The sequence below is a fragment of the Streptococcus sp. GS001 genome, assembly GCF_021595565.1.
In the GTDB taxonomy this organism is placed as follows: Bacteria; Bacillota; Bacilli; order Lactobacillales; family Streptococcaceae; genus Streptococcus; species Streptococcus xiaochunlingii.
In genome coordinates this window covers 143,626-162,532 of record NZ_JACSYJ010000001.1, presented here as the reverse complement: position 1 = coordinate 162,532, position 18,907 = coordinate 143,626, and the positions used below count along the sequence as shown (strand labels likewise).

General features: G+C 43.7%; 16 protein-coding genes. 5 read left to right on the top strand and 11 right to left on the bottom strand.

The features are described 5' to 3' along the window. The first annotated feature begins 91 nt into the window (after positions 1–91). The 4 genes from pabB to H8S88_RS00740 all read left to right on the top strand — a co-directional run bounded on the left by pabB (position 92) and on the right by H8S88_RS00740 (position 4,557). A complete protein-coding gene (gene pabB, locus H8S88_RS00755; protein ID WP_048691168.1) occupies positions 92–1,822 on the top strand; it encodes an aminodeoxychorismate synthase component I in 1,731 nt (576 codons plus the stop codon). Beyond that, positions 1,819–2,469, top strand: coding sequence for an alpha/beta fold hydrolase (locus H8S88_RS00750; RefSeq protein WP_048691170.1), 651 nt, complete (start codon positions 1,819–1,821; stop codon positions 2,467–2,469). The genes pabB and H8S88_RS00750 overlap by 4 nt, the downstream gene beginning before the upstream one ends. Positions 2,470–2,841: 372 nt before the next feature. Continuing rightward, complete coding sequence (locus H8S88_RS00745; protein WP_048690315.1) at positions 2,842–3,750, top strand: ABC transporter ATP-binding protein; 909 nt, start codon at positions 2,842–2,844, stop codon at positions 3,748–3,750. 54 nt (positions 3,751–3,804) lie between these two features. Further along, complete coding sequence (locus H8S88_RS00740) at positions 3,805–4,557, top strand: ABC transporter permease (protein ID WP_048690317.1); 753 nt, start codon at positions 3,805–3,807, stop codon at positions 4,555–4,557. Positions 4,558–4,577: 20 nt separating this feature from the next. Here the strand turns inward: H8S88_RS00740 and H8S88_RS00735 are convergent, their stop codons facing one another. The 7 genes from H8S88_RS00735 to H8S88_RS00705 form a co-directional block, all read right to left on the bottom strand. Continuing rightward, entirely contained in the window at positions 4,578–5,465 is an 888-nt protein-coding gene (locus tag H8S88_RS00735) for a sensor histidine kinase (protein ID WP_048690320.1), read from the bottom strand. Next, positions 5,465–6,154, bottom strand: a complete 690-nt coding sequence (locus tag H8S88_RS00730) for a response regulator transcription factor (RefSeq protein WP_048690324.1) — start codon at positions 6,152–6,154, stop codon at positions 5,465–5,467. Before H8S88_RS00730 ends, H8S88_RS00735 begins: the two co-directional genes overlap by 1 nt. Before the next feature lie 136 nt (positions 6,155–6,290). Beyond that, on the bottom strand, positions 6,291–7,730 hold the full coding sequence (locus H8S88_RS00725) for a 6-phospho-beta-glucosidase (RefSeq protein ID WP_048690322.1): 1,440 nt from the start codon (positions 7,728–7,730) through the stop codon (positions 6,291–6,293). Positions 7,731–8,376: 646 nt separating this feature from the next. Then, positions 8,377–8,724, bottom strand: coding sequence for a VOC family protein (locus tag H8S88_RS00720; protein ID WP_048688664.1), 348 nt, complete (start codon positions 8,722–8,724; stop codon positions 8,377–8,379). A gap of 154 nt (positions 8,725–8,878) precedes the next feature. Further along, positions 8,879–10,654 carry a pyruvate oxidase gene (gene spxB, locus H8S88_RS00715; protein WP_048688661.1) on the bottom strand — a complete coding sequence of 592 codons (1,776 nt, stop codon included), beginning with the start codon at positions 10,652–10,654 and terminating at the stop codon, positions 8,879–8,881. 335 nt (positions 10,655–10,989) lie between these two features. Beyond that, positions 10,990–11,622 carry an SGNH/GDSL hydrolase family protein gene (locus H8S88_RS00710; RefSeq protein WP_048789787.1) on the bottom strand — a complete coding sequence of 211 codons (633 nt, stop codon included), beginning with the start codon at positions 11,620–11,622 and terminating at the stop codon, positions 10,990–10,992. Between the two features lie 52 nt (positions 11,623–11,674). Next, positions 11,675–12,508, bottom strand: coding sequence for a Cof-type HAD-IIB family hydrolase (locus tag H8S88_RS00705; protein WP_048789786.1), 834 nt, complete (start codon positions 12,506–12,508; stop codon positions 11,675–11,677). 247 nt (positions 12,509–12,755) lie between these two features. Between H8S88_RS00705 and H8S88_RS00700 the strand changes: the two genes are divergently transcribed. Next, the gene (locus tag H8S88_RS00700) at positions 12,756–13,631 is read left to right on the top strand and encodes an AraC family transcriptional regulator (RefSeq protein WP_125334883.1); all 876 of its coding nucleotides are present in this window, start codon (positions 12,756–12,758) and stop codon (positions 13,629–13,631) included. Positions 13,632–13,723: 92 nt separating this feature from the next. Here the strand turns inward: H8S88_RS00700 and H8S88_RS00695 are convergent, their stop codons facing one another. From H8S88_RS00695 to H8S88_RS00675, 4 genes are all read right to left on the bottom strand, one after another. Further along, positions 13,724–15,406, bottom strand: a complete 1,683-nt coding sequence (locus H8S88_RS00695) for a MutS-related protein (RefSeq protein ID WP_125334885.1) — start codon at positions 15,404–15,406, stop codon at positions 13,724–13,726. A gap of 17 nt (positions 15,407–15,423) precedes the next feature. Then, positions 15,424–16,701: a CapA family protein gene (locus H8S88_RS00690; RefSeq protein ID WP_229100000.1), complete on the bottom strand. Its 1,278-nt coding sequence runs from the start codon at positions 16,699–16,701 to the stop codon at positions 15,424–15,426. A gap of 573 nt (positions 16,702–17,274) precedes the next feature. Further along, positions 17,275–18,210 carry a peptide-methionine (R)-S-oxide reductase MsrB gene (gene msrB / locus H8S88_RS00680; protein ID WP_125334890.1) on the bottom strand — a complete coding sequence of 312 codons (936 nt, stop codon included), beginning with the start codon at positions 18,208–18,210 and terminating at the stop codon, positions 17,275–17,277. Positions 18,211–18,491: 281 nt separating this feature from the next. After that, positions 18,492–18,848 (bottom strand): helicase BlpT, encoded by a 357-nt coding sequence (locus tag H8S88_RS00675; protein WP_125334892.1) that lies wholly within the window; start codon positions 18,846–18,848, stop codon positions 18,492–18,494. Between the last annotated feature and the right edge of the window lie 59 nt (positions 18,849–18,907).

The window sequence follows — 18,907 nt, the reverse complement described above, 5'->3', positions numbered from 1 at the left end:
TATGGTTATTTTAGCATGAAAGAGAGGACCAAGCAAGGAATCCTTGCCTCCTTATCTACCTTTTTTCCTCTATTTTTGATATACTCAAAGCATGCATAAACAAACAATTATTGATTTTAAAGAGCTTGGATTGCGACAGCTTTTCACCAAGCCGCTAAAGGAATTAAAAACAAGAGACCTTGACCAAGTAGAGACTCTTCTGAGAGAGGTGGAAGCCTATCAGGAAGCTGGTTTTTATGCCGTAGGCTATGTCAGCTATGAAGCCGCTCCTGCTTTTGAGAAAAAATTAGCCGTCCACCCAGCACCTCTCATGGGAGAGTATCTCCTCTATTTCACCATCCACGAAAAAGTAGAAACCCTTCCTTTCCCAGAGGACTACGAGGCAGTGGATCTTCCAGCCAATTGGCAGGAAGAGGTAGAGGCGCCTGCTTATCAAAAAGCCATCGAGACCATCCAGCACCACATCCGCCAAGGGGATACCTATCAGGTCAACTACACTGTCCAGCTTTCTCAAGAGCTAAAAGCTGACCCTTTGGCCATCTACAATCGCTTGGTGGTAGAACAGAGGGCCCATTACAATGCCTTCATTCAGCACGATGATGTGTCCATCCTCTCTATTAGTCCTGAGCTCTTTTTTAAACAAGATGACAGGCTACTGACCACGCGCCCTATGAAGGGGACGACTCGTCGTGGGCTTACCAACCAAACAGATCTTCAAGAGGCTGCTTGGCTAGAAGCTGATCCCAAAAATCGAGCAGAAAACATGATGATTGTCGATCTCCTCCGCAATGACATGAACCGGATTTCGGAAATTGGAAGTGAGCAGGTGACCCGTCTCTGCCAGGTTGAGCAATACTCTACTGTTTGGCAGATGACCTCGACCATTGAAAGTCGCTTGCGCCCCGAAGTCGACCTAGTCCAAACCTTCCAGGCCCTCTTTCCTTGTGGTTCTATCACAGGGGCACCGAAGATTTCTACTATGGAAATTATTCAACAGACAGAGGTTGCTCCTCGTGGCGTCTACTGTGGAACGATCGGTATCCTTCTTCCAAAAGGTAAACGAATTTTTAATGTGGCCATCCGAACCCTCCAAATGCAAGGGCATCAAGCCATCTATGGCGTAGGTGGAGGCATCACTTGGGACAGCAAATGGGAAAGTGAATACCGAGAGACCAAGCAAAAATCAGCAGTCCTCTACCGACAAGAGCCTCGCTTTGAGCTCCTGACGACCGGCCGCATCCACCAAGGAAAACTGACCTTCCTGGAGCAACACCTGACCCGTTTGAGAGAGGCCAGCCGCTACTTTGCCTACCCTTATGATGAGCCAAAACTCCTGAAAGAACTTCAAGAAGAGCTTGCTCGTTGTGATTCCAACCTTGACTATCGTTGTCGGATTGCCTTGCAAAAAAACGGGTCCTTCCAGCTGGCTATCACCGAACTGAAGGACTTGCCAGCTAGCTATCTGCAGGCTCAACTGACCGAGCAAAAGCTTGATTTAGCGAAGCCATTTACTTATTTTAAGACTAGCCAGCGAGCCCATCTAGTAGCTAAAGATCACGAGCAGATCTTCTATCTTCCTGATGGCAGCTTGTTAGAAACGACAATTGGCAATCTCATCCTTGAAATCAAGGGTAATCTCTATACCCCACCAGCTCACCTCCCTATCCTCGACGGGATTTACCGCCGCCATCTCTTAGAAACTGGACAAGTAGAAGAAAAACTGTTAACGCTGAAGGATTTAGGAGTCGCTGACCAAGTCTATGCCTGTAATGCCCTGCGTGGCCTCTATCCACTCGATTTCACTAGAGAGGAATCAGAATGAAACTTATTTTTATACATGGCCTAGGCCAGGATGCTCACTCTTGGCAAGGGGTCCAAGATGCACTTTCCCCCTTGCAATCTGAATCTTTCGCTATTTTCTCCCATCCAAGCGAAAGCTACCAAGAGGCCAAAGAAAGATTGACGGAGCACCTCCAGCAAGAAAGCGAGCCCTTTATTCTGGTTGGACTCTCACTGGGAGGCGTTCTCGCTCTCGATCTCTCCAGCCGAGACTTGCCACAACTCAAGGGCTTGGTGCTTTCAGGGACGCAATACAAACTCAACACCAATCTCCTCTATAGGCTCCAAATTCTCCTTTTTCGTCTGATTCCCAAACATGTCTTTGAAAAGCAGGGGGCCAATAAACAGCACATGTTGCAAATCTTTACCGAATTAAAAAGCCTCAATCTAACCGATACCGCTAAAACTTGCCCTCTTCCTAGCTTAGTGATTTGCGGCAGCAAGGATGGGGCCAATCAGGCTTCTTCTAAAAAGTTGGCCAATCTCCTGCCTAAAGGTCACTATCTAGAAATCGCAGACGGGGGCCATCTACTCAATACTCAGAAACCCCATGAACTTGCAGAAGCCATCAAGGAGTTTGTTGGTGAATTTAAAAATGAAGAGGCTAGCTTAAAAAACAGTTCCTCTTAATGTAGATAACGTATTTTTTCATGTTACATAACTTAAAAAATCAAGAAATGTTTATATTTTTAAGTTATGCATGAATATCTAGAGGCTTTCCGCCGTGAGAAAAGTGCCTGAAACACAATTGTTTCAGGCACTCGGGAGTTTTGGAACCTTAGGTCCAAAACTAAGTCATGGAACTTCTTCGAAGTTCGCTGACGTCCGTACTCACCTAAGGAAAGCCTCTAAGAAAACTTATTCTTAAAGTCACGGCTAACTTTTAAAAGGTTAGTCATTTTTTTAGAAATATTTTAGAATTGCTTGATAGTTATTTGAAAAGCAAGCTGTATACTAAGAGTGTAAAGAAAACAACTAGTCATTTGGACGAAGGAGAAAACCATGGAAAAAGTATTAGAAATTTCCCATTTGAGTAAAAAGTTCGGTCAACAATACGCCTTAAATGATGTGAATCTCACCATTCGCAAAGGCGACGTCTACGGCCTCATCGGTAAAAACGGGGCAGGGAAAACCACCCTCATCAAGGTCATCACCCAGCTGATTCAAGAAACTGATGGAAGCGTCTCCCTCTTCGCTTCCACGAATCGCTCTCAGTGGACACAAGCCCTGAAACGGGTCGGATCTGTCATTGAAAGTCCTGTGGCTCACAAGCATATGACCGCTTATCAAAACCTAATCTACTATTGCAAGGCACGCCATATCCCCAATCCCGACCAGGTCATCAAAGAAACCTTGAACTATGTCGGCCTGAATAATACGGGTAAGAAGAAATTCCGCGATTTTTCACTCGGGATGAAACAACGGTTGGGAATTGCGATTGCGCTCATTGCCAAGCCCGACTTCCTCATTTTGGACGAACCCATCAATGGTCTCGATCCTGTCGGAATCAAGGAATTCCGTCAGATGATCAAGCGCCTCAACGATGAACTCGGCATGACCATCCTCATTTCCAGTCACATCCTCTCCGAACTTTATCTGGTTGCCAATCGCTTTGGCATTGTCGACCAAGGACGCCTGATCAAAGAAATTAGCAAGGCTGAATTCGAAGAACAAGGAGAAGATTACATCATCCTCAAAACTAGCCAACTAGCTCTTGCCAGTCAACTGATCCAGGATCAGCTCCATCACCGTATCAAGGTCATCGATAAGGATGGAGAAATCCATATCTTTGGACAGACTCACGATATTAAAGTCATTGTCAAAGCGCTCGTTCAAGAGGATATTGACGTGGATGAAATCTACTATGCTCGCCAAGATCTGGAAAAATTCTTTACGGACTTGGTAGACTAGTCAACCCACCGTCTTGCATTACTTATCCCACATATTTCATTTAGGAGATTTATCATGTTGCATACCATTCAAGCAGATTTTTACAGACTTTTTCGCTCAAAAGGTTTTTGGATTACAGAAGCCATTCTCGTTCTCAACATCCTGTCTGGAGTCATCTTTGGAGCTACCGGCCACGTCGGCGTCAATACGGAATCCAAATTACCCCAAGCGACCGAAGTTTGGACGGGCTTTAAAGCCTTGACCAACTACTCTTCCAGCATCAGTGTGACTATCCTCTTTACCATTATTGTCATCACCTTGGTTCTAGGAACAGACTTAACGCAAAACTTATACAAGAATAATCTGGCCTATGGGGTTTCGCGCACCAGCTACTACTTTGCTAAAAGCGCCGTTGTCCTGACCATTGCCCTCTTCCAATTTCTTGTTTCTTATGGTCTCGTCTTCTTAATCGCGACCCTCTACAATGGACTTGGAACCATGCCAGAGCACTTCCTTGCTCATTTTGGACTGACCGTGCTGATTCAGTTCCTTTCCACCTTAGCTTGGGTCAGTATCATTTCCTTCCTCCTTTACGCTAGCCAATCCATCACCTTGGCCTTCGTCGGCTACTTCATTGGAAATATCCTCTTAAGCCTTCCTGCGCTTTTCTTTAAAGATATTGACATTCTCCACTATCTAAACTTGGAGTTCCAATATTCCATGGTACAGAGCACAACAGCAACGAACAACACTCTCTCGATTTCCCTTGGATTCATCCTTGTTTTCGGCTTCCTAGGACTCGCTACTTTCAAACACAAAGATTTATAACAAAAAGGCTTGAGCGATGCTCAAGCCTTTTTTCTTAGTGTAATGGTCAAAACAAACCAATCTGCCTCTGTTGCCAGTTGCAAGTCGCCCCCTAAGATCTCTACAAAATTTTGAATAATGTAGAGACCCAAGCCAGAAGACTCTTCTGTATCCGACAGATTTTCAGAGTAGAATCGACTAGCCAGTTGGTCTAAATGTTGAATCGGTTGTTGCACAATATTGCGCAGCTCTACCCGAATCGTGTCCGCGTCCGACATCAAGGTCAAACGCGCCTGCTCCTTTCCATGTTTGAGGACATTGCTGAGCATATTTTGCAAGAGGCGCTCCCAAAGCTCCGGATCCGTAGCATAATGAAGATGCTCCTCTATCTCCACTTCTAAGGCAATCCCCGCCTCAGACAAGCTATCATAATACTGGAACAACTGCTGGGTCAGGACTTGGCTGAGATTAACGTCTGTAAGCCGAGGCTGAATAGCTCCCTCCATCAAGCGTCTGTATTCCAAGAGAGATTCCAGGCGTTTTGAGACAACTTGAAGATTGGAAGCAATTTTCTTCAGCTTTTCCTCTTCCTGCGTCCCACCCTTGATGATTTGTTGGGTATAGCCCGATGCAATGGTCAAAGGCGTTCGGATATCATGAGCAATATTACTGATGGCCATATCCAAGGTCTTTTTCTCTTGAAAGGCAATCCGATTGGTCCGCTCGATCTGTTCAAAGAGATCACTTACCTGCTTGGTCAAGGCGACCATTTCTTTTTTTGAAACACGTGACGTTAACCGCACCCCACTCCCATTTTGGAGCTTCTTTTGAATCTGCTCCTGCAAATCTTTGAGAGCAGAGAGTAGGCGAAGGTAGCCAAGTCCCAAGAGAAGGACAAGGACGACTAGAATTAGAACCAATCCCCACATTACTTGTCTCCTTTCAAGCGAACACCCAAGCCCCAGACGGTTTCAATGTAATCCTCATTAGGATCAAGCTGGGCAATTTTCTTCCGGAGATTACTCAATTGGGCATTAAGGGTATTGTCTCCAGGCAGATAAACTTCTTCCCAGACCGCCTCATACAATTCTTCCTTGGTGAAAATTTTCTTTGGATGTGCCAGCAAGGTCTCAAAAATTTGAAATTCTTTTTTGCCCAAGCGAAGCGTCTGTTCGCCAGACTCCAGTTCAAAGGTTTCTGGGTTCAGGACCAGATTTTTAAAAGTCAGCTTTTTCGATGATGGAGGTTCCTGTGCCGGAGTGTTGTTATTTCTCAACTGCACCGTCACCCGAGCCGCCACTTCATCCAGATTAAAGGGCTTGACAATATAATCATTGGCACCGGCAAGGAGGTACTGGCTAATGAGGTGTTTGTCTCCAAGAGCCGTCATCATGATGACCGGCACCTGACTCTGCAAACGGATCTCCTCCAGGACCTGATCGCCATTTTTCCCAGGAAGCATGATGTCTAGGAGGACCAAATCAACGGCTTCTTGCTGGAAGAGCCGCAGCCCTTCTGTACCTGAAAAAGCCTGAAGGACCTCATGATCTTCACTTAAGAGACTGTATAAAATTTCTTGGATATCATTATTATCCTCGATTAATAAAATCCGTGCCACTTGCCTCGCTCCTTTTTCCTTTGAACTCCAAATCATTTCTATTACCCTAGCCTATCAAATAAAAGCTCCTTCGTCAATGAAAAATGCAAAGAAAACACTCGATCAAGAAGAACTTTCTTCCTAATCGAGTGTTGCATTAGTTGACAGAAGCTCCATTGGTCGCAATGACTTCTTTGTACCAATAGAAGGATTTCTTACGTGAGCGGGCTAAAGTTCCTTTTCCTCCATTGTCCCGATCAACATAGATAAAGCCGTAGCGTTTCTTCATTTCTCCAGTCCCGGCAGAGACCAGGTCAATACAGCCCCAAGTCGTATAGCCCCAGAGGACAACACCATCTTCATGGATGGCATCCCGCATGGCCTTGACATGGGCAGCCAGGTAGTCAATCCGGTAATTATCCTCAATCTCCCCTGCTTCATTTGGTGTATCAACTGCCCCTAATCCGTTTTCCACGATAAACATCGGCTTTTGATAACGATCCCAGATGGTATTGAGGGTAATGCGGAGACCAAGAGGGTCAATCTGCCAACCCCATTCCGAGCTTTCTAGGTAGGGGTTCTTCAGAGAGGCAAAGATATTGCCCGCTGTTTTCTCCCTTTCAGCTGGATCACCTGAAGCGACCCGACTGGCATAGTAAGAGAAGGAAATAAAGTCTACCGTGTGTTCTTTCAATAATTGAAGGTCCTGCTCGGTCATCTCAACCGTGATTCCCTGACGCTCCCACTCTTTCTTAGCATAGTTTGGGTATTCCCCACGCGCCTGCACATCGATAAAGAAATAGTTTTTGCGGTCTTCTTCTAGACCAGCCCAGACATCTCGCGGAGCACAGGTATGCGGATAGTTTTGCCCTGCTGCCAGCATACAGCCGACCTTATTGTTGGAATCAATCTCATGGGCTAGCTTGGTGGCAATGGCTGAAGCGACCAACTCATGGTGAGCCGCCTGGTATTTGACTTGCTCCTCATTCTCTCCTTCTTCAAAGCAGAGACCCGCTCCCATAAAAGGCGCATGGAGGATCATATTGATCTCATTAAAGGTTAGCCAGTAGTTGACCAAGCCCTTGTAGCGAGTGAAGAGGGTCCGGCAAAGACGTTCATAACATTCCAACATCTTGCGACTACGCCAACCTCCATACTCGGTAATCAAATGCATGGGACAGTCAAAGTGGGTAATGGTCACCAAGGGTTCAATGCCATACTTGTGGCACTCCTTAAAGAGCTCTTCATAGAACTGTAGACCTGCTTCATTTGGCTCCAGTTCATCCCCTTTGGGGAAAATCCGAGACCAGGCAATGGACAAGCGATAAGTTTTAAAGCCCATTTCCCCAAAGAGGGCAATGTCTTCCTTGTAGCGATGGTACATATCAATGCCATCCTTAGCCGGATAAAAATAGCCCTCTTCAAAGTCAAACATCTTTTTCTGACCCGTAATAATGGCGTGACGATCAGGACCAATCGGTACCACATCCACATTGGCCAAGCCACGGCCATCTTCATTATAAGCTCCCTCACACTGGTTAGCAGCCGTCGCCCCACCCCAAAGAAAACCATCTGGAAATTGAAGTTTATCGGTCATCTCTCTACCTCACTTGATTTGATAGTTCTATTATACCCTTCTCTAACCAGAAAATCTTACAACATCCTAGGAAAAACTGATACTATTCTAAGATTGTTTTTGTTCACGCGCAATACAAAAAGTCCGGAGGACTCCGATTTTTTAAAATGCATACCAATTATTTTTTGTCAAATATAAATATTGGTCTTTCTTAAATCTAATAAATTCTGTTAAAATAGAAAAATTTTATTCGTTAGAGTTATTCAATCATCTACTGAAACTTTCCGCCGTGAGAAAAGTGCTAGAAACACGATTGTTTCTAGCACTCGGGAGTTTTGAAACTTTAGGTTCAAAACTAATTGAACACTGGCTGCGGATTGTGTCAAAAAGATAAGCTTTCCTAGAATCAAAAGATTCTGCGTCAAACTTCCTATTTTGACTTTATCCGAAGACGCCCTTAGTATCTTGATTTAGTCATGGAACTTCCTGGATTGCTGAAATCATCCACTGGATAATTTCACCTAACGTCCGTACTCACCTAAGGAAAGTTTCAAAGAAGATTTTGTCTTTAATAAAAAAGACCGGATGGCTCCGATCTTTTCTATAGTTCATTTTCTCAAATTCTATTTTAAGAATAGCTAAGGTTGACGTTAAATGACCACGCCTCCTATTTCATACGATAAAAATCAATCACTAGACCAGCAGGGCCACTTACTAGCAGGGATTCGGTTCCCCAATCAGTTACAACTGGCCCATGTAAAATCTCAATCCCTAATTCTTTCACACGCTTTTGATTCTGTTCCAAATCTTCAACTTCAATGTGTAGAATGATTCCTGACTGAAAATTTTCCAAAGGAATCAAATGATTTTGGGATAACATGAGACAGTGACTGCCAATCGTGAACTGAGCAAAACTTTGGTCAACATAGTCCGCCTTTTTGTCCAAGATACGCTCCAAGCTAGCACATACTTGGGGAACATTTGAAACGATAATATCTAATTGATTTAAATTCATTTACTATCCTCCAGAAAAAGACCGGATAGCTCCGATCTTTTCAAGTTCTGCTCTAAGAAAATCAAAGTATAAACAAGGCATAGAACCGCAGACAGTACTGGAGTACGGCAAGGTGAAGATAACGCAGTTTACATTTGATTTTCGACGAGCAGGATTATTTGATTGCGCGTGATTGCAACCCTTCTTCTTCCAAGAAGAGGCGGAATGGTACAAGCTCTTCAGCTTCGTATTTTTCTTTGAAGGCTTTAATAGCTTCTTCTGAGTGTTGTTTTGGATCCAACTCAAGTACTTCTACTGGAAGTGGACGATGTGGAGTGATGTGAGCATCGATAACAACAGTTTTACCTTCTTTGTTCAATTTAACAGCTTCAGCAACGACTGCGTCGATGTCTTCGATACGGTCAACTGTAAATCCAATAGCTCCTTGAGCTTCAGCGATTTTCGCATAGTCAGCATTAGGGAAGTCACAACCAAACAAGTGTTTGTTTGTGTCTTCGTATTTGTCCTTGATGAAGGCATATTTACCATTTGAGAAGACAACGTTGATAACTGGAAGGTCGTATTGAACGTTTGTGATAACGTCTGGGTAGCACATGTTGAATGCACCGTCACCCATGATGTTCCATACTTGGCGATCTGGATTGTCTTTCTTAGCAGCGATACCACCAGGAAGGGCAATACCCATTGTCGCAAAGAGTGGAGATGTACGCCACATGTTCTTAGGTGTCATGTGAAGGTGACGAGTTGATGTTTGAGTAGTGTCACCTACGTCGATTGAATAGATAGCGTCTTGATCAGCATGTTTGTTGATTGCATTGTAAACTTGATACAATTGCAATTCACCCTCAGTTTTACCTTCGAGTTTGTTCATGTAATCACGCCAGTTTTGGTTATTCTTAACGTTTGCACGCCACCATGGAGTAGATTCAACTGGATTCACTTTATCAAGGATTGCTTTCGCTGCTTGACCTGCATCACCAAGGATTGAAGCGTCTAGGGCATGACGTTTACCAAGTTTGTAAGGGTCGATATCGACTTGGATGAATTTTTCAGTGTTCTTGAATGCTTCGTATACTTCAGCAAATGGGAAGTTTGAACCAAGGAAAAGAACTGTGTCTGCTTCAAAGACAACTTCGTTGGCTGGTTTCCAACCAACACGGTAAGCAGAACCTGTCAAACCTTCGTAGTTCCATTCGAACGCTTCAAAGTTTTTACCAGTTGTGATGATTGGTGCTTTGATTTTACGTGACAATTCAGTGATCACTTCACCAGCTTTAACACCACCGTAACCAGCATAGATCACTGGACGTTCAGCATTGTTCAAAATTTCAACAGCCTTGTCAATTTCAACTTCGTTCAAAGCAGGAGCGATGAATGAACGCTCGTAAGAACCTGATCCGTAGTATGAGTTTTCGTCGATTTCTTGGAAACCAAAGTTTACTGGAATTTCAACGACAGCTGGACCTTTTTTAGAAACGGCAGCACGGCAAGCTTCGTCAATCACTTTTGGCAATTGCTCAGCGTAAGCTACACGTTTGTTGTAAACAGCGATACCGTTGTACATTGGGTTTTGGTTCAATTCTTGGAAGGCATCCATGTTCAATTCGTTAACTGGACGTGATCCAAGGATAGCAAGGAATGGAGTGTTATCCATAGCTGCATCGTAAACACCGTTGATCAAGTGAGTTGCACCTGGTCCACCTGAACCAACTGCAACACCGATAGATCCGCCAAATTTAGCTTGCATAACCGCTGCAAGAGCACCTGTTTCTTCGTGACGAACTTGCAAGAAACGGATATCTTTGTCTTCAGCCAAAGCGTCCATAAGTGAGCTAAGTGTTCCTGATGGGATACCGTAGATAGTGTCTACGCCCCATGTTTTCAATACGTTGAGCATTGCTGCAGATGCAGTAATTTTTCCTTGAGTCATAAATATAACTCTCCTTCAATAAAAATAATTGTCAGTCTTTGAACTGAATTCGACAAAGAGTGAAAACGTTTCAAATAACTTTACTATATCAATTTATCACGTTTTATTGTCCTTGTATAAGAATATGCTCACTGAATGCCTGGAACTATTACATAACACAAAGCACATATCTGTTCTGTTTCTGCCAACTATTTTATAACAGAAGTCACAAACCGCATAAGGGCAAGGTTTTTGCTTGTTGTAGAATTAGTACAAAATAGAGTGTTTCCCCAAACTGTTTTATAGAAGACATTAAAAAATCCTAGCTGGAAAATCATTTTCCTTGCTAGGATGGGTTATATTTCTCTTTGAAGAGCCTTACTCAAGACCCTGTATCCTTCAATTGTTAAATGAAGTCCATCTGTTGTATAAGCCGGTTTGAGCTGACCATCTTCTCCAAGCAAATGATCAAAAACATTGATAAATTCAACATTTATCATCCCTTGGGCCAATTCGTGGTAGGCCTGGTTCAAGGTCTGAATCTTCTGATTGGTCCGAATATAGACTGTCCCCTTGTAAGGCTCTCCCTCATTCACAGGAAGAACCGAAACGAGTTTGATTTGCGCCAAGGGCAAGAGCCGCACCATCTCCTGCAGGATAATGCTCATGTTATCAATGGTTTCCGACAGGGGCATTTCCTTGCCAATGTCATTAGTTCCGATCAGTAAAAAGACCTTGTCCACTGCTTGACCGAAAATATGGGCATCTAGATGCTCTCTTAAGAGGTCTGTCTTGTAGCCTCTAATCCCCCGATTCACCATATACTGATTCGTCAACAGCAACTCTTGAAGGGGATAGTATTCGACGATAGAGTCTCCTATAAAAAGAATATCGGGTTCCCTCAAAGGATTTTGATTCAGTTCTCGGTAATTCTTCTGTATTTTTGCCTGTTCTTTCAACAGCCAGGTTTCTAATAATTGTACAGCCATAAAGGCTCCTTTCGATTCGTATAGTAGAAACTGTGCAAGGTAGGATAAGATCCTAGTCGAAGCTGATCCTTCCATCCAAGTAAGCTTCGATGACTTCGTAGACTCCATGATTCTGATGAGAAGGCGCCGTATAGCGGGCTGCTTGTCGCGCATGGGGATCCGCATTTTCCATTGCATAGGAATAGGTCGCTAACTCAAGCATCTCGAGATCGTTTTGGCTATCGCCAAATGCCATCAGATGCCCACCATCCACGCCCCAGCGTGCTTCTAAGAATTGAATGGCCGTAGCCTTATTGACACCCGGTTGCAGAATATCAATGGCTCCATAGCCACTAGCTGCTGGAAGCAGGCGCTCTCCAAACTTTTCTCGCAGCTCTTGCACAAAATCTTCGACTTTTTTAGTCTCCGTGACGACACTTAACTTCAAAACTTGCTCGCCATGTTCATGGACCAAATCATCCACAAAGCGCATCCGTTTGTAAAAAGCAGCTGCTAACTCAGGCGTCATCAATTGCTCTAAAAGAGGAAACTCTGTTCCTTTCTTGGCATAGCCTCCCGATAAGCTACTAACGACCAGATGAAGTTCTTCTTCTCGGCCTTCTAGATACTGCAAGACCTCCTGCACCAGCTCTTCCGGCCAGCTGCACTCTCGGATGAGCTTTCCCTTCTCTAATATCCGTGCCCCATTGGCCAGCACCAAGGTGACGCGATCTTTCAAGTCTCCCAATACATGAGCCATACGGCTATAGCCATTCCCTGTCGCAATGACAAAAGGAATCCCTCTTTGGTCTAGCTGATCCAGAATGCAACTCAAGCGCTCATGGTCCACTTCTCCTTGCTCGTCCATCAGAGTGCCATCCATATCTGTCGCAATCATTTGTAGCATACCGCCACCTCTTTCCATCTTTCCCCTATTATACACCATTCCCTCATCATTTTGGAGCCTTCTCTCCCATAAATCACCCTCTCCTCCTTCCTTAAAATTTAAGAAATTCCACTGAATCCTCTTTAATTTTTGGTCCAATTTTATTATAATATAGATAGTAGATTTTCCCTGTATGAGTAACTAGCAGACCCTTTCACACACCTGGTAAAAACGTCTGCTACTCCCGAAAAAGATCTAAGAGGTAGGCATGAACACAAAGACCTTATACCGCCAAACATCCTTTCCCAATAGCGATTTCCCTTTTTCAATCAGACAGATTAGAACACAAAATGGCCAGCCAGATATCTTATTTCACTGGCACACCGATATTGAGATTATTTATGTCAATGAAGGGACTGCTCAGTTCCATATCGACTATGAATATTTTAATAGTCAGCCTGGTGATATTATTTTGATCCGCCCCAATGCCCTCCACTCCATCCACCCCATCCAGAGTTCTTCTCATACTATGGATGTCCTGCATTTTAATCTGGACCTGATTGGGATTACCCATAAAAATATCGCCACTCTAAAATATTTACAACCCCTCTACAATGGGGATTTTGAATTCGTCCGACGCATTCAAGCCCAATCACCTGGTTACGAAGAAATCAAACAGAGCCTCTTAACCTGTATGGCAAACGGAAGAGAACAAGGACCCTACTATGAACTCCGACTTAAATCCCAGCTCAATGAACTCCTCTATCTCCTCTTCTCTCACAACTATATCGTCGAGAAGAAGTTCTCAACGGACGCTTACCGGAGAGAAGAAAAAATCCGTTTGGTCCTCGATCATATTTCGAACCATTACCAAGAGGAGCTCATGATCGAGCATTTGGCAGAGCTGTGCCATTTTAGCCCGACCCACTTCATGAATTTCTTTAAGAAACAATTAGGACTCTCTTGTATGGAGTACATCATTCAATATCGACTGAAAAAAGCAGCCCATCTCCTCCAGCATTCCGATCTGGCAATCATTGATATCGCGAGCCAATCCGGCTTCAACAACCTCTCAAACTTTAATCGCCAGTTTAAGAAATACTATCAGGTTACTCCAAGCCAATACCGAAAAGCTTGTCTATAACCAATAGATCAAACAATAAAAGCACATAAAACACAAGTGAAGTTTGCGTTTTATGTGCTTTTAATTTTTTACAACAGAAGGTCTGATAAAGCCTAGCAACCTTCCTCTTTATCACTCAACATTCTATTCAAAGACCATTTCCCTGTCTTTTCATATTGTCCAATTAATTCTTGGGAAGTTTGAGTGATTTCTGAAGGAAAATGAAGGCTTTTTAATGTATTGACCGCATTCTTCGTTACTGCAGCTCCCTGCTTTATCTGATAATCAAAGACGATTTTCCCGTCAACATAGCGACTGTCAAAATGATAATTATCATTGACTGCACCAGATGCCGCAACTAGCTCAATATCATGGCTTGAAATCATATACAGGCAATTGTGTCTCGATAGCCAGCGGACAATCCCTAAGCCAGAGCCAATTCGCTCAATGGTATTGGTTCCCTTAAAGAGTTCATCAATAAAGAAATAATGAAAACCTGACTTTTCCAGACTCTCAATCATTCGGAGGATCGTTTTGCTCTCTGTAATAAAATAACTATCTCCAACCTCGATATCATCGCTGACATCCATAGAGGTCATGACATGTCCATAAGAAAGCTCCAAACTGTCACCATAAGCGAAGCCCAAGCCCTGCGCTAAAATACAGTTAATGGCTACCATTTTCAAATAAGTGGATTTTCCGGAGGCATTATCCCCACTAATCACCATATTTTTTTCAAAAGTGACGTCATTAGCAACCGGATCCGCTAGTAAAGGATGGTAGATCCCCTTTCCTTTAATCCCAGCTTCTTCCTTAAAATTGGGATGACAAACCAAATTACCATCACGCTTATGGCGTAGAAGGCTGATGGCTACTTCCAATTCCCCCAAAAGATTGATTGTTTCCTGAGCTTCTTTCTGATGAGTCCTCACTTGCTGATAGATATAGATTTGAGCAATCTGCGGAATTAAGAAAAGAAAATTAAGGTAAATCAGGATAATTTCCATCTCGGAGCTTCCTGTTGGACTTTGTAAGATACTGGAAATGACTTTCGTCTTCTTAAATGGTTGGATAGCCTGTTTGAGGGCTTCTTGTTTTGGTAGCGCTAGACGGCTCAACTTTTCCGCTGAAGCAAAGATGCGAACCAGGTAACTAACTTGATCCAAGCGCATTTTATTCGACCAATTCCGAATGCTCGAAAAAATGATATTAAACGTCACACTCGCTATCAAGACTGACATGGCTTGAATTTGAAAAAACGGAAGAAAGAAAAGAGAGAGGACTGGCAAACACGCTAAAAAAATATAGAGAGAAAGATAAATCCTCGAATCTTGCTTCCCTGGATTCGCCACAATACTTCTAGCCATATTGTGGTTCTTTTTTCCTAACTGGTTCATAACAACCTGAACCTTCAGACGAAGATCCGGATGATGTTCAAAGAAATCTTCTAACTCCTGCAAAGATGCATCTGGTTGAAAGTTTATCAAACGCATCTTCTGGTACAAGGCCTCTGCCCCAATACTAGACTGTGTATGGTTCAGCTGATCAAAGACTCTATGCATGTCTAAATCATGCCAAGTTTGACCATCTACTTGACTATCCGTTGGCTGGAATGTAGATGCCAAAAGCATCGTTTCCACTAAACTCTCTTCACTATCATTTTTTATAAAAAAAGGTTTCCCCTCCCAAGCCTTGGCTAAATTTTTTCTCAGACGAATCGTTGATATCCGATTTGTTAGAACCATAATGATAATCAGTCCAACAAATCCAATTGGTAACCACTCCAGTTTGTCCATTCCTTAATCCTCCCTTCCTATTGCCAATTCAGATTCACATGTTCCTTCACTTCCTGGTAGGCTGTATCAACACGCGCCTTTGTTTCATCATCCAATTGATCCCGGTACTTGCCGCCTTCAATCCAGTCCTCCAAGATATAGGTCTGGAAATGATAGAGTTCATAACCTTCAGGAGAATAACTGTCCTTTGGCGTCCGGTTGACCCAAGTAGGATGAGCTGTGGCCGTTTTGATCCGTGTCTTGCGCCCTACCTTCTCAATGGTGATATCCATCAGGACACCCCGTTCGGTCCATTGCGCATTGTCTATCCCTTCCATGGTTTCCATCCGCTGATTGGAAAGGAAATTCCCCATAGAATAAACAATCAATTTCTGTTGCCCATCCTTATCCACAATCTCAGCAGGCTGGACAACATGAGGATGACCACCCAAGACGATATCCGCCCCCCAAGAAATCATCTTATGGTATAGCTCCTTTTGTTCCTCTGATGGCTCTAACTCATATTCATTTCCCATCTGAGGCATGACAATGGTCATGTCCGCTTCCATCTCCGCTTTTTGGATTTCTTGACGCATCCGCTCCTCATTGAGGTCCGATAGACGGTTGTCATAGTCCTCTTGTTCTAGATTATATTCCATCCCATTAAACCCGTAGGAATAGGCCAAAATCGCAATCTTGATCCCATTTACCTCCTTGATCAGGATAGGGGCTTGATCCCGCGTCTCATGTGGGTAGACACCAACCGTTTGGATCCCCGCGTCTTCAAAAGCCTTGGCAGTCGAAAACAGCCCTTCCAAGCCAGAATCGAGGATATGGTTATGTCCCAGATCCATCACCTGATAGCCTGCCTCCTTAATCGAAGCAACTACCTCCCCAGGGGCATTGAAAATCGGATAGCCCGAAAGCCCATAATCCGGATTAATGGTCCCTTCAAAATCCCCCAAGACCAGATTCCCTTGCTTTAACCATTCCTGAGCATAGTGATAATTCTCAGAAAAATCATAGCTTCCATCTTCCTTGGCGGCGCTCATATAAATCAAGTCATGATAGAGTTGATCTCCATTTGCCATGATCCGAGCCGTATGCGGTAACTGATCTGGATGAATTTCTTCTTGCTTTTCAACGACTTCCGGCATTTCTAGCGCTGTAATGGGAAAACCATTCCATTTTTGAACCCACAAGACCAGATTTGCTGCCGCAAATACTGTAATCAGCAAACCATAGACAAACTGTTCGTTGGTCAGGCGAAAAGCGGTCACCTTTCCCAAGCCAATATCAAGCCAGTCGTTGAGCATCCTGAGGATATCTTTCCCAAGCTCGCTCCATCTCTTTAAGAGATCCTTCCAATTCTTCATCATCTTCTCTTCCTATTTCTCTTGCACTTCTCAAAGGCCTCTCCCTAGCATCTTGATGGTACCTTTTACATTCTCACACTTCTCTAATCATCTCAGGTTTATACAATGAGCCACTAAAACCACATCAAACCTAGTATTCATTGAAATGCTTTCCCTTCATTGTATCACAAATTTTAAGAAGAGAAAAAAGAGAGCAGGACAGAAGCGCCATTGTTTAGAACTGCTTCTTTGTTCTGCTCCTACACAGTTGATTGATCCATGTATATGATCGATCATCACTTCTTATCGTTTGATTTGGACAAGCTAATCGCAACCATGACAAGACTTAGGAAAAAGGCCGAAATCAACCCTTTTGTCGTCCGATTCATAAAAGGTTGATGGAATACAAAATGATTATAGGCAGTAAATCCTAATCCAATCAGAGTTACCATAGCCGAAAGTGAAAAAATTGTTAACCACAAATTTCTATTTTTCATCATAAACTCCGTTTTTCGATCTACTAGAAAGGCCCTCTTATTTCAAAGCCTTTAACAAATAACCATAACCTTCTTGCTCCATTTCCTCTTTTGGAATAAAGCGCAGAGAGGCTGAATTGATACAATAGCGTAGGCCACCTTGGTCTTTTGGTCCATCGGTGAAGACATGTCCTAGATGGGCATTGCCTGAGCGGGAACGAACTTCGATCCGCTCCATTCCGTGGCTATGATCCTGATAATAGTGGACGACATCTTTGGCAATGGGACGGGAGAAACTTGGCCATCCACAGCCAGACGCAAACTTATCCTTGGCAAAGAAGAGAGGCTCCCCAGTCGTAATATCCACATAGATGCCCTCTTCAAAGGTCTGATCATAGACATTGTGGAACGGGCGTTCCGTCGCACTCTCCTGAGTGACTTGGTACTGCTCTGCTGTCAGTTTCGCCTTTAAGGTTTCTTGATCCGGCTTCTGGTAGGCTGCTGGATCAATCAAGGGCTGCTCAGCATCCGTCACATCGATATGGCAATACCCCCCAGGATTCTTCTTGAGATAGTCTTGGTGGTAGTCCTCAGCCAAGATATAGTGACGCAAGGGCTCTAGCTCCACCGCGATCTTGTGCCCCAGTTGCTCTTCTTGCTCCGCAAACAGGTGGGCGATCACCTGACGATCCGCCTCGTCTAGGTAATAGACACCTGTCCGATATTGGCGGCCTCGATCATTTCCCTGCTTGTTAACGGACAAGAGATCGATCACCCGGAAATAGTAGAGCAGAATTGCGCGTAAAGTAATCTTGTCTGGATCGTAGATAACTTGTACAGTCTCTGCATGATCCGTTTCTTTGATCAGTTGATAATTGGTCGTTTCTACCTGGCCATTGGCATAGCCCACCGTCGTCTTTTCTACACCGAGGATCCGAGAAAAATACTCCTCTAAGCCCCAAAAACAGCCACCTGCTAGATAAATCTCTGCCATCTTTTTTCCTCGCTTCCTGCATTCCCTAAGAGGAACGCTTAACATCTATTAGCTCCATCATAATCCAAGAGCCTCAGATTTTCAAGGATTCTGCATCAAAAATCCCTTCTACTATACTAGTAAAAGGGATAAAGGCACTCCCACTTATTTTTCAAATAAGAAAAAGAGCGAATAACCAAGATTTCGTAGAGACACTAAAAACTGATGGAAAAAATCATGCATGAGAGACATGTCCCACACCTCCTTTGAATATCTGTGGATAAACACAAAGCTAGCATCAACTACAAAACCACCGTCGGTCCGTAGACCTGTAACTGAGGCTTCACAACCTCGTAATGCCAGTGATCATAAGCTCGCCAAGATTGAAAGGTTTCTTCATTTAAACGCAACCCGCTCAGACCAATCAATAAACTAGCGGTCTGATAAAACTTCTCCAACTCGATCAACAGGTGATTGTCTATCCTTTGAGCCTTCAATAAAACTTTCAACATCTGATCTAGATTTTCTTTAAATCGAAAGGCATCATGACTGGCTTTGCATTCCCTAGAAAAGGCTGTTTGGAGAGTTTCGATCTTCGTCCTCGCCTCTTGAATCACATCCCTTTCTCCCATCGAAATCACCTTCCTTTTCACCTCCATTGTACACCTTTTTCTCTCTATAAAAATGGAAAATCTCTAAAACTAGGAACAGAATGTTG

What these genes read in the sequence shown, in the direction of transcription:
- H8S88_RS00735 (WP_048690320.1), bottom strand. Translation starts at nt 5,465, where the DNA reads ATGTGGGGATTGGTTCTAATTCTAGTCGTCCTTGTCCTTCTCTTGGGA.
- H8S88_RS00725 (WP_048690322.1), bottom strand. Translation starts at nt 7,730, where the DNA reads ATGACCGATAAACTTCAATTTCCAGATGGTTTTCTTTGGGGTGGGGCG.
- H8S88_RS00705 (WP_048789786.1), bottom strand. Translation starts at nt 12,508, where the DNA reads ATGCTACAAATGATTGCGACAGATATGGATGGCACTCTGATGGACGAG.
- H8S88_RS00710 (WP_048789787.1), bottom strand. Translation starts at nt 11,622, where the DNA reads ATGGCTGTACAATTATTAGAAACCTGGCTGTTGAAAGAACAGGCAAAA.
- spxB (WP_048688661.1), bottom strand. Translation starts at nt 10,654, where the DNA reads ATGACTCAAGGAAAAATTACTGCATCTGCAGCAATGCTCAACGTATTG.
- H8S88_RS00745 (WP_048690315.1), top strand. Translation starts at nt 2,842, where the DNA reads ATGGAAAAAGTATTAGAAATTTCCCATTTGAGTAAAAAGTTCGGTCAA.
- msrB (WP_125334890.1), bottom strand. Translation starts at nt 18,210, where the DNA reads ATGGCAGAGATTTATCTAGCAGGTGGCTGTTTTTGGGGCTTAGAGGAG.
- H8S88_RS00700 (WP_125334883.1), top strand. Translation starts at nt 12,756, where the DNA reads ATGAACACAAAGACCTTATACCGCCAAACATCCTTTCCCAATAGCGAT.
- H8S88_RS00740 (WP_048690317.1), top strand. Translation starts at nt 3,805, where the DNA reads ATGTTGCATACCATTCAAGCAGATTTTTACAGACTTTTTCGCTCAAAA.
- H8S88_RS00750 (WP_048691170.1), top strand. Translation starts at nt 1,819, where the DNA reads ATGAAACTTATTTTTATACATGGCCTAGGCCAGGATGCTCACTCTTGG.
- H8S88_RS00720 (WP_048688664.1), bottom strand. Translation starts at nt 8,724, where the DNA reads ATGAATTTAAATCAATTAGATATTATCGTTTCAAATGTTCCCCAAGTA.
- pabB (WP_048691168.1), top strand. Translation starts at nt 92, where the DNA reads ATGCATAAACAAACAATTATTGATTTTAAAGAGCTTGGATTGCGACAG.
- H8S88_RS00690 (WP_229100000.1), bottom strand. Translation starts at nt 16,701, where the DNA reads ATGCTCAACGACTGGCTTGATATTGGCTTGGGAAAGGTGACCGCTTTT.
- H8S88_RS00675 (WP_125334892.1), bottom strand. Translation starts at nt 18,848, where the DNA reads ATGGAGGTGAAAAGGAAGGTGATTTCGATGGGAGAAAGGGATGTGATT.
- H8S88_RS00695 (WP_125334885.1), bottom strand. Translation starts at nt 15,406, where the DNA reads ATGGACAAACTGGAGTGGTTACCAATTGGATTTGTTGGACTGATTATC.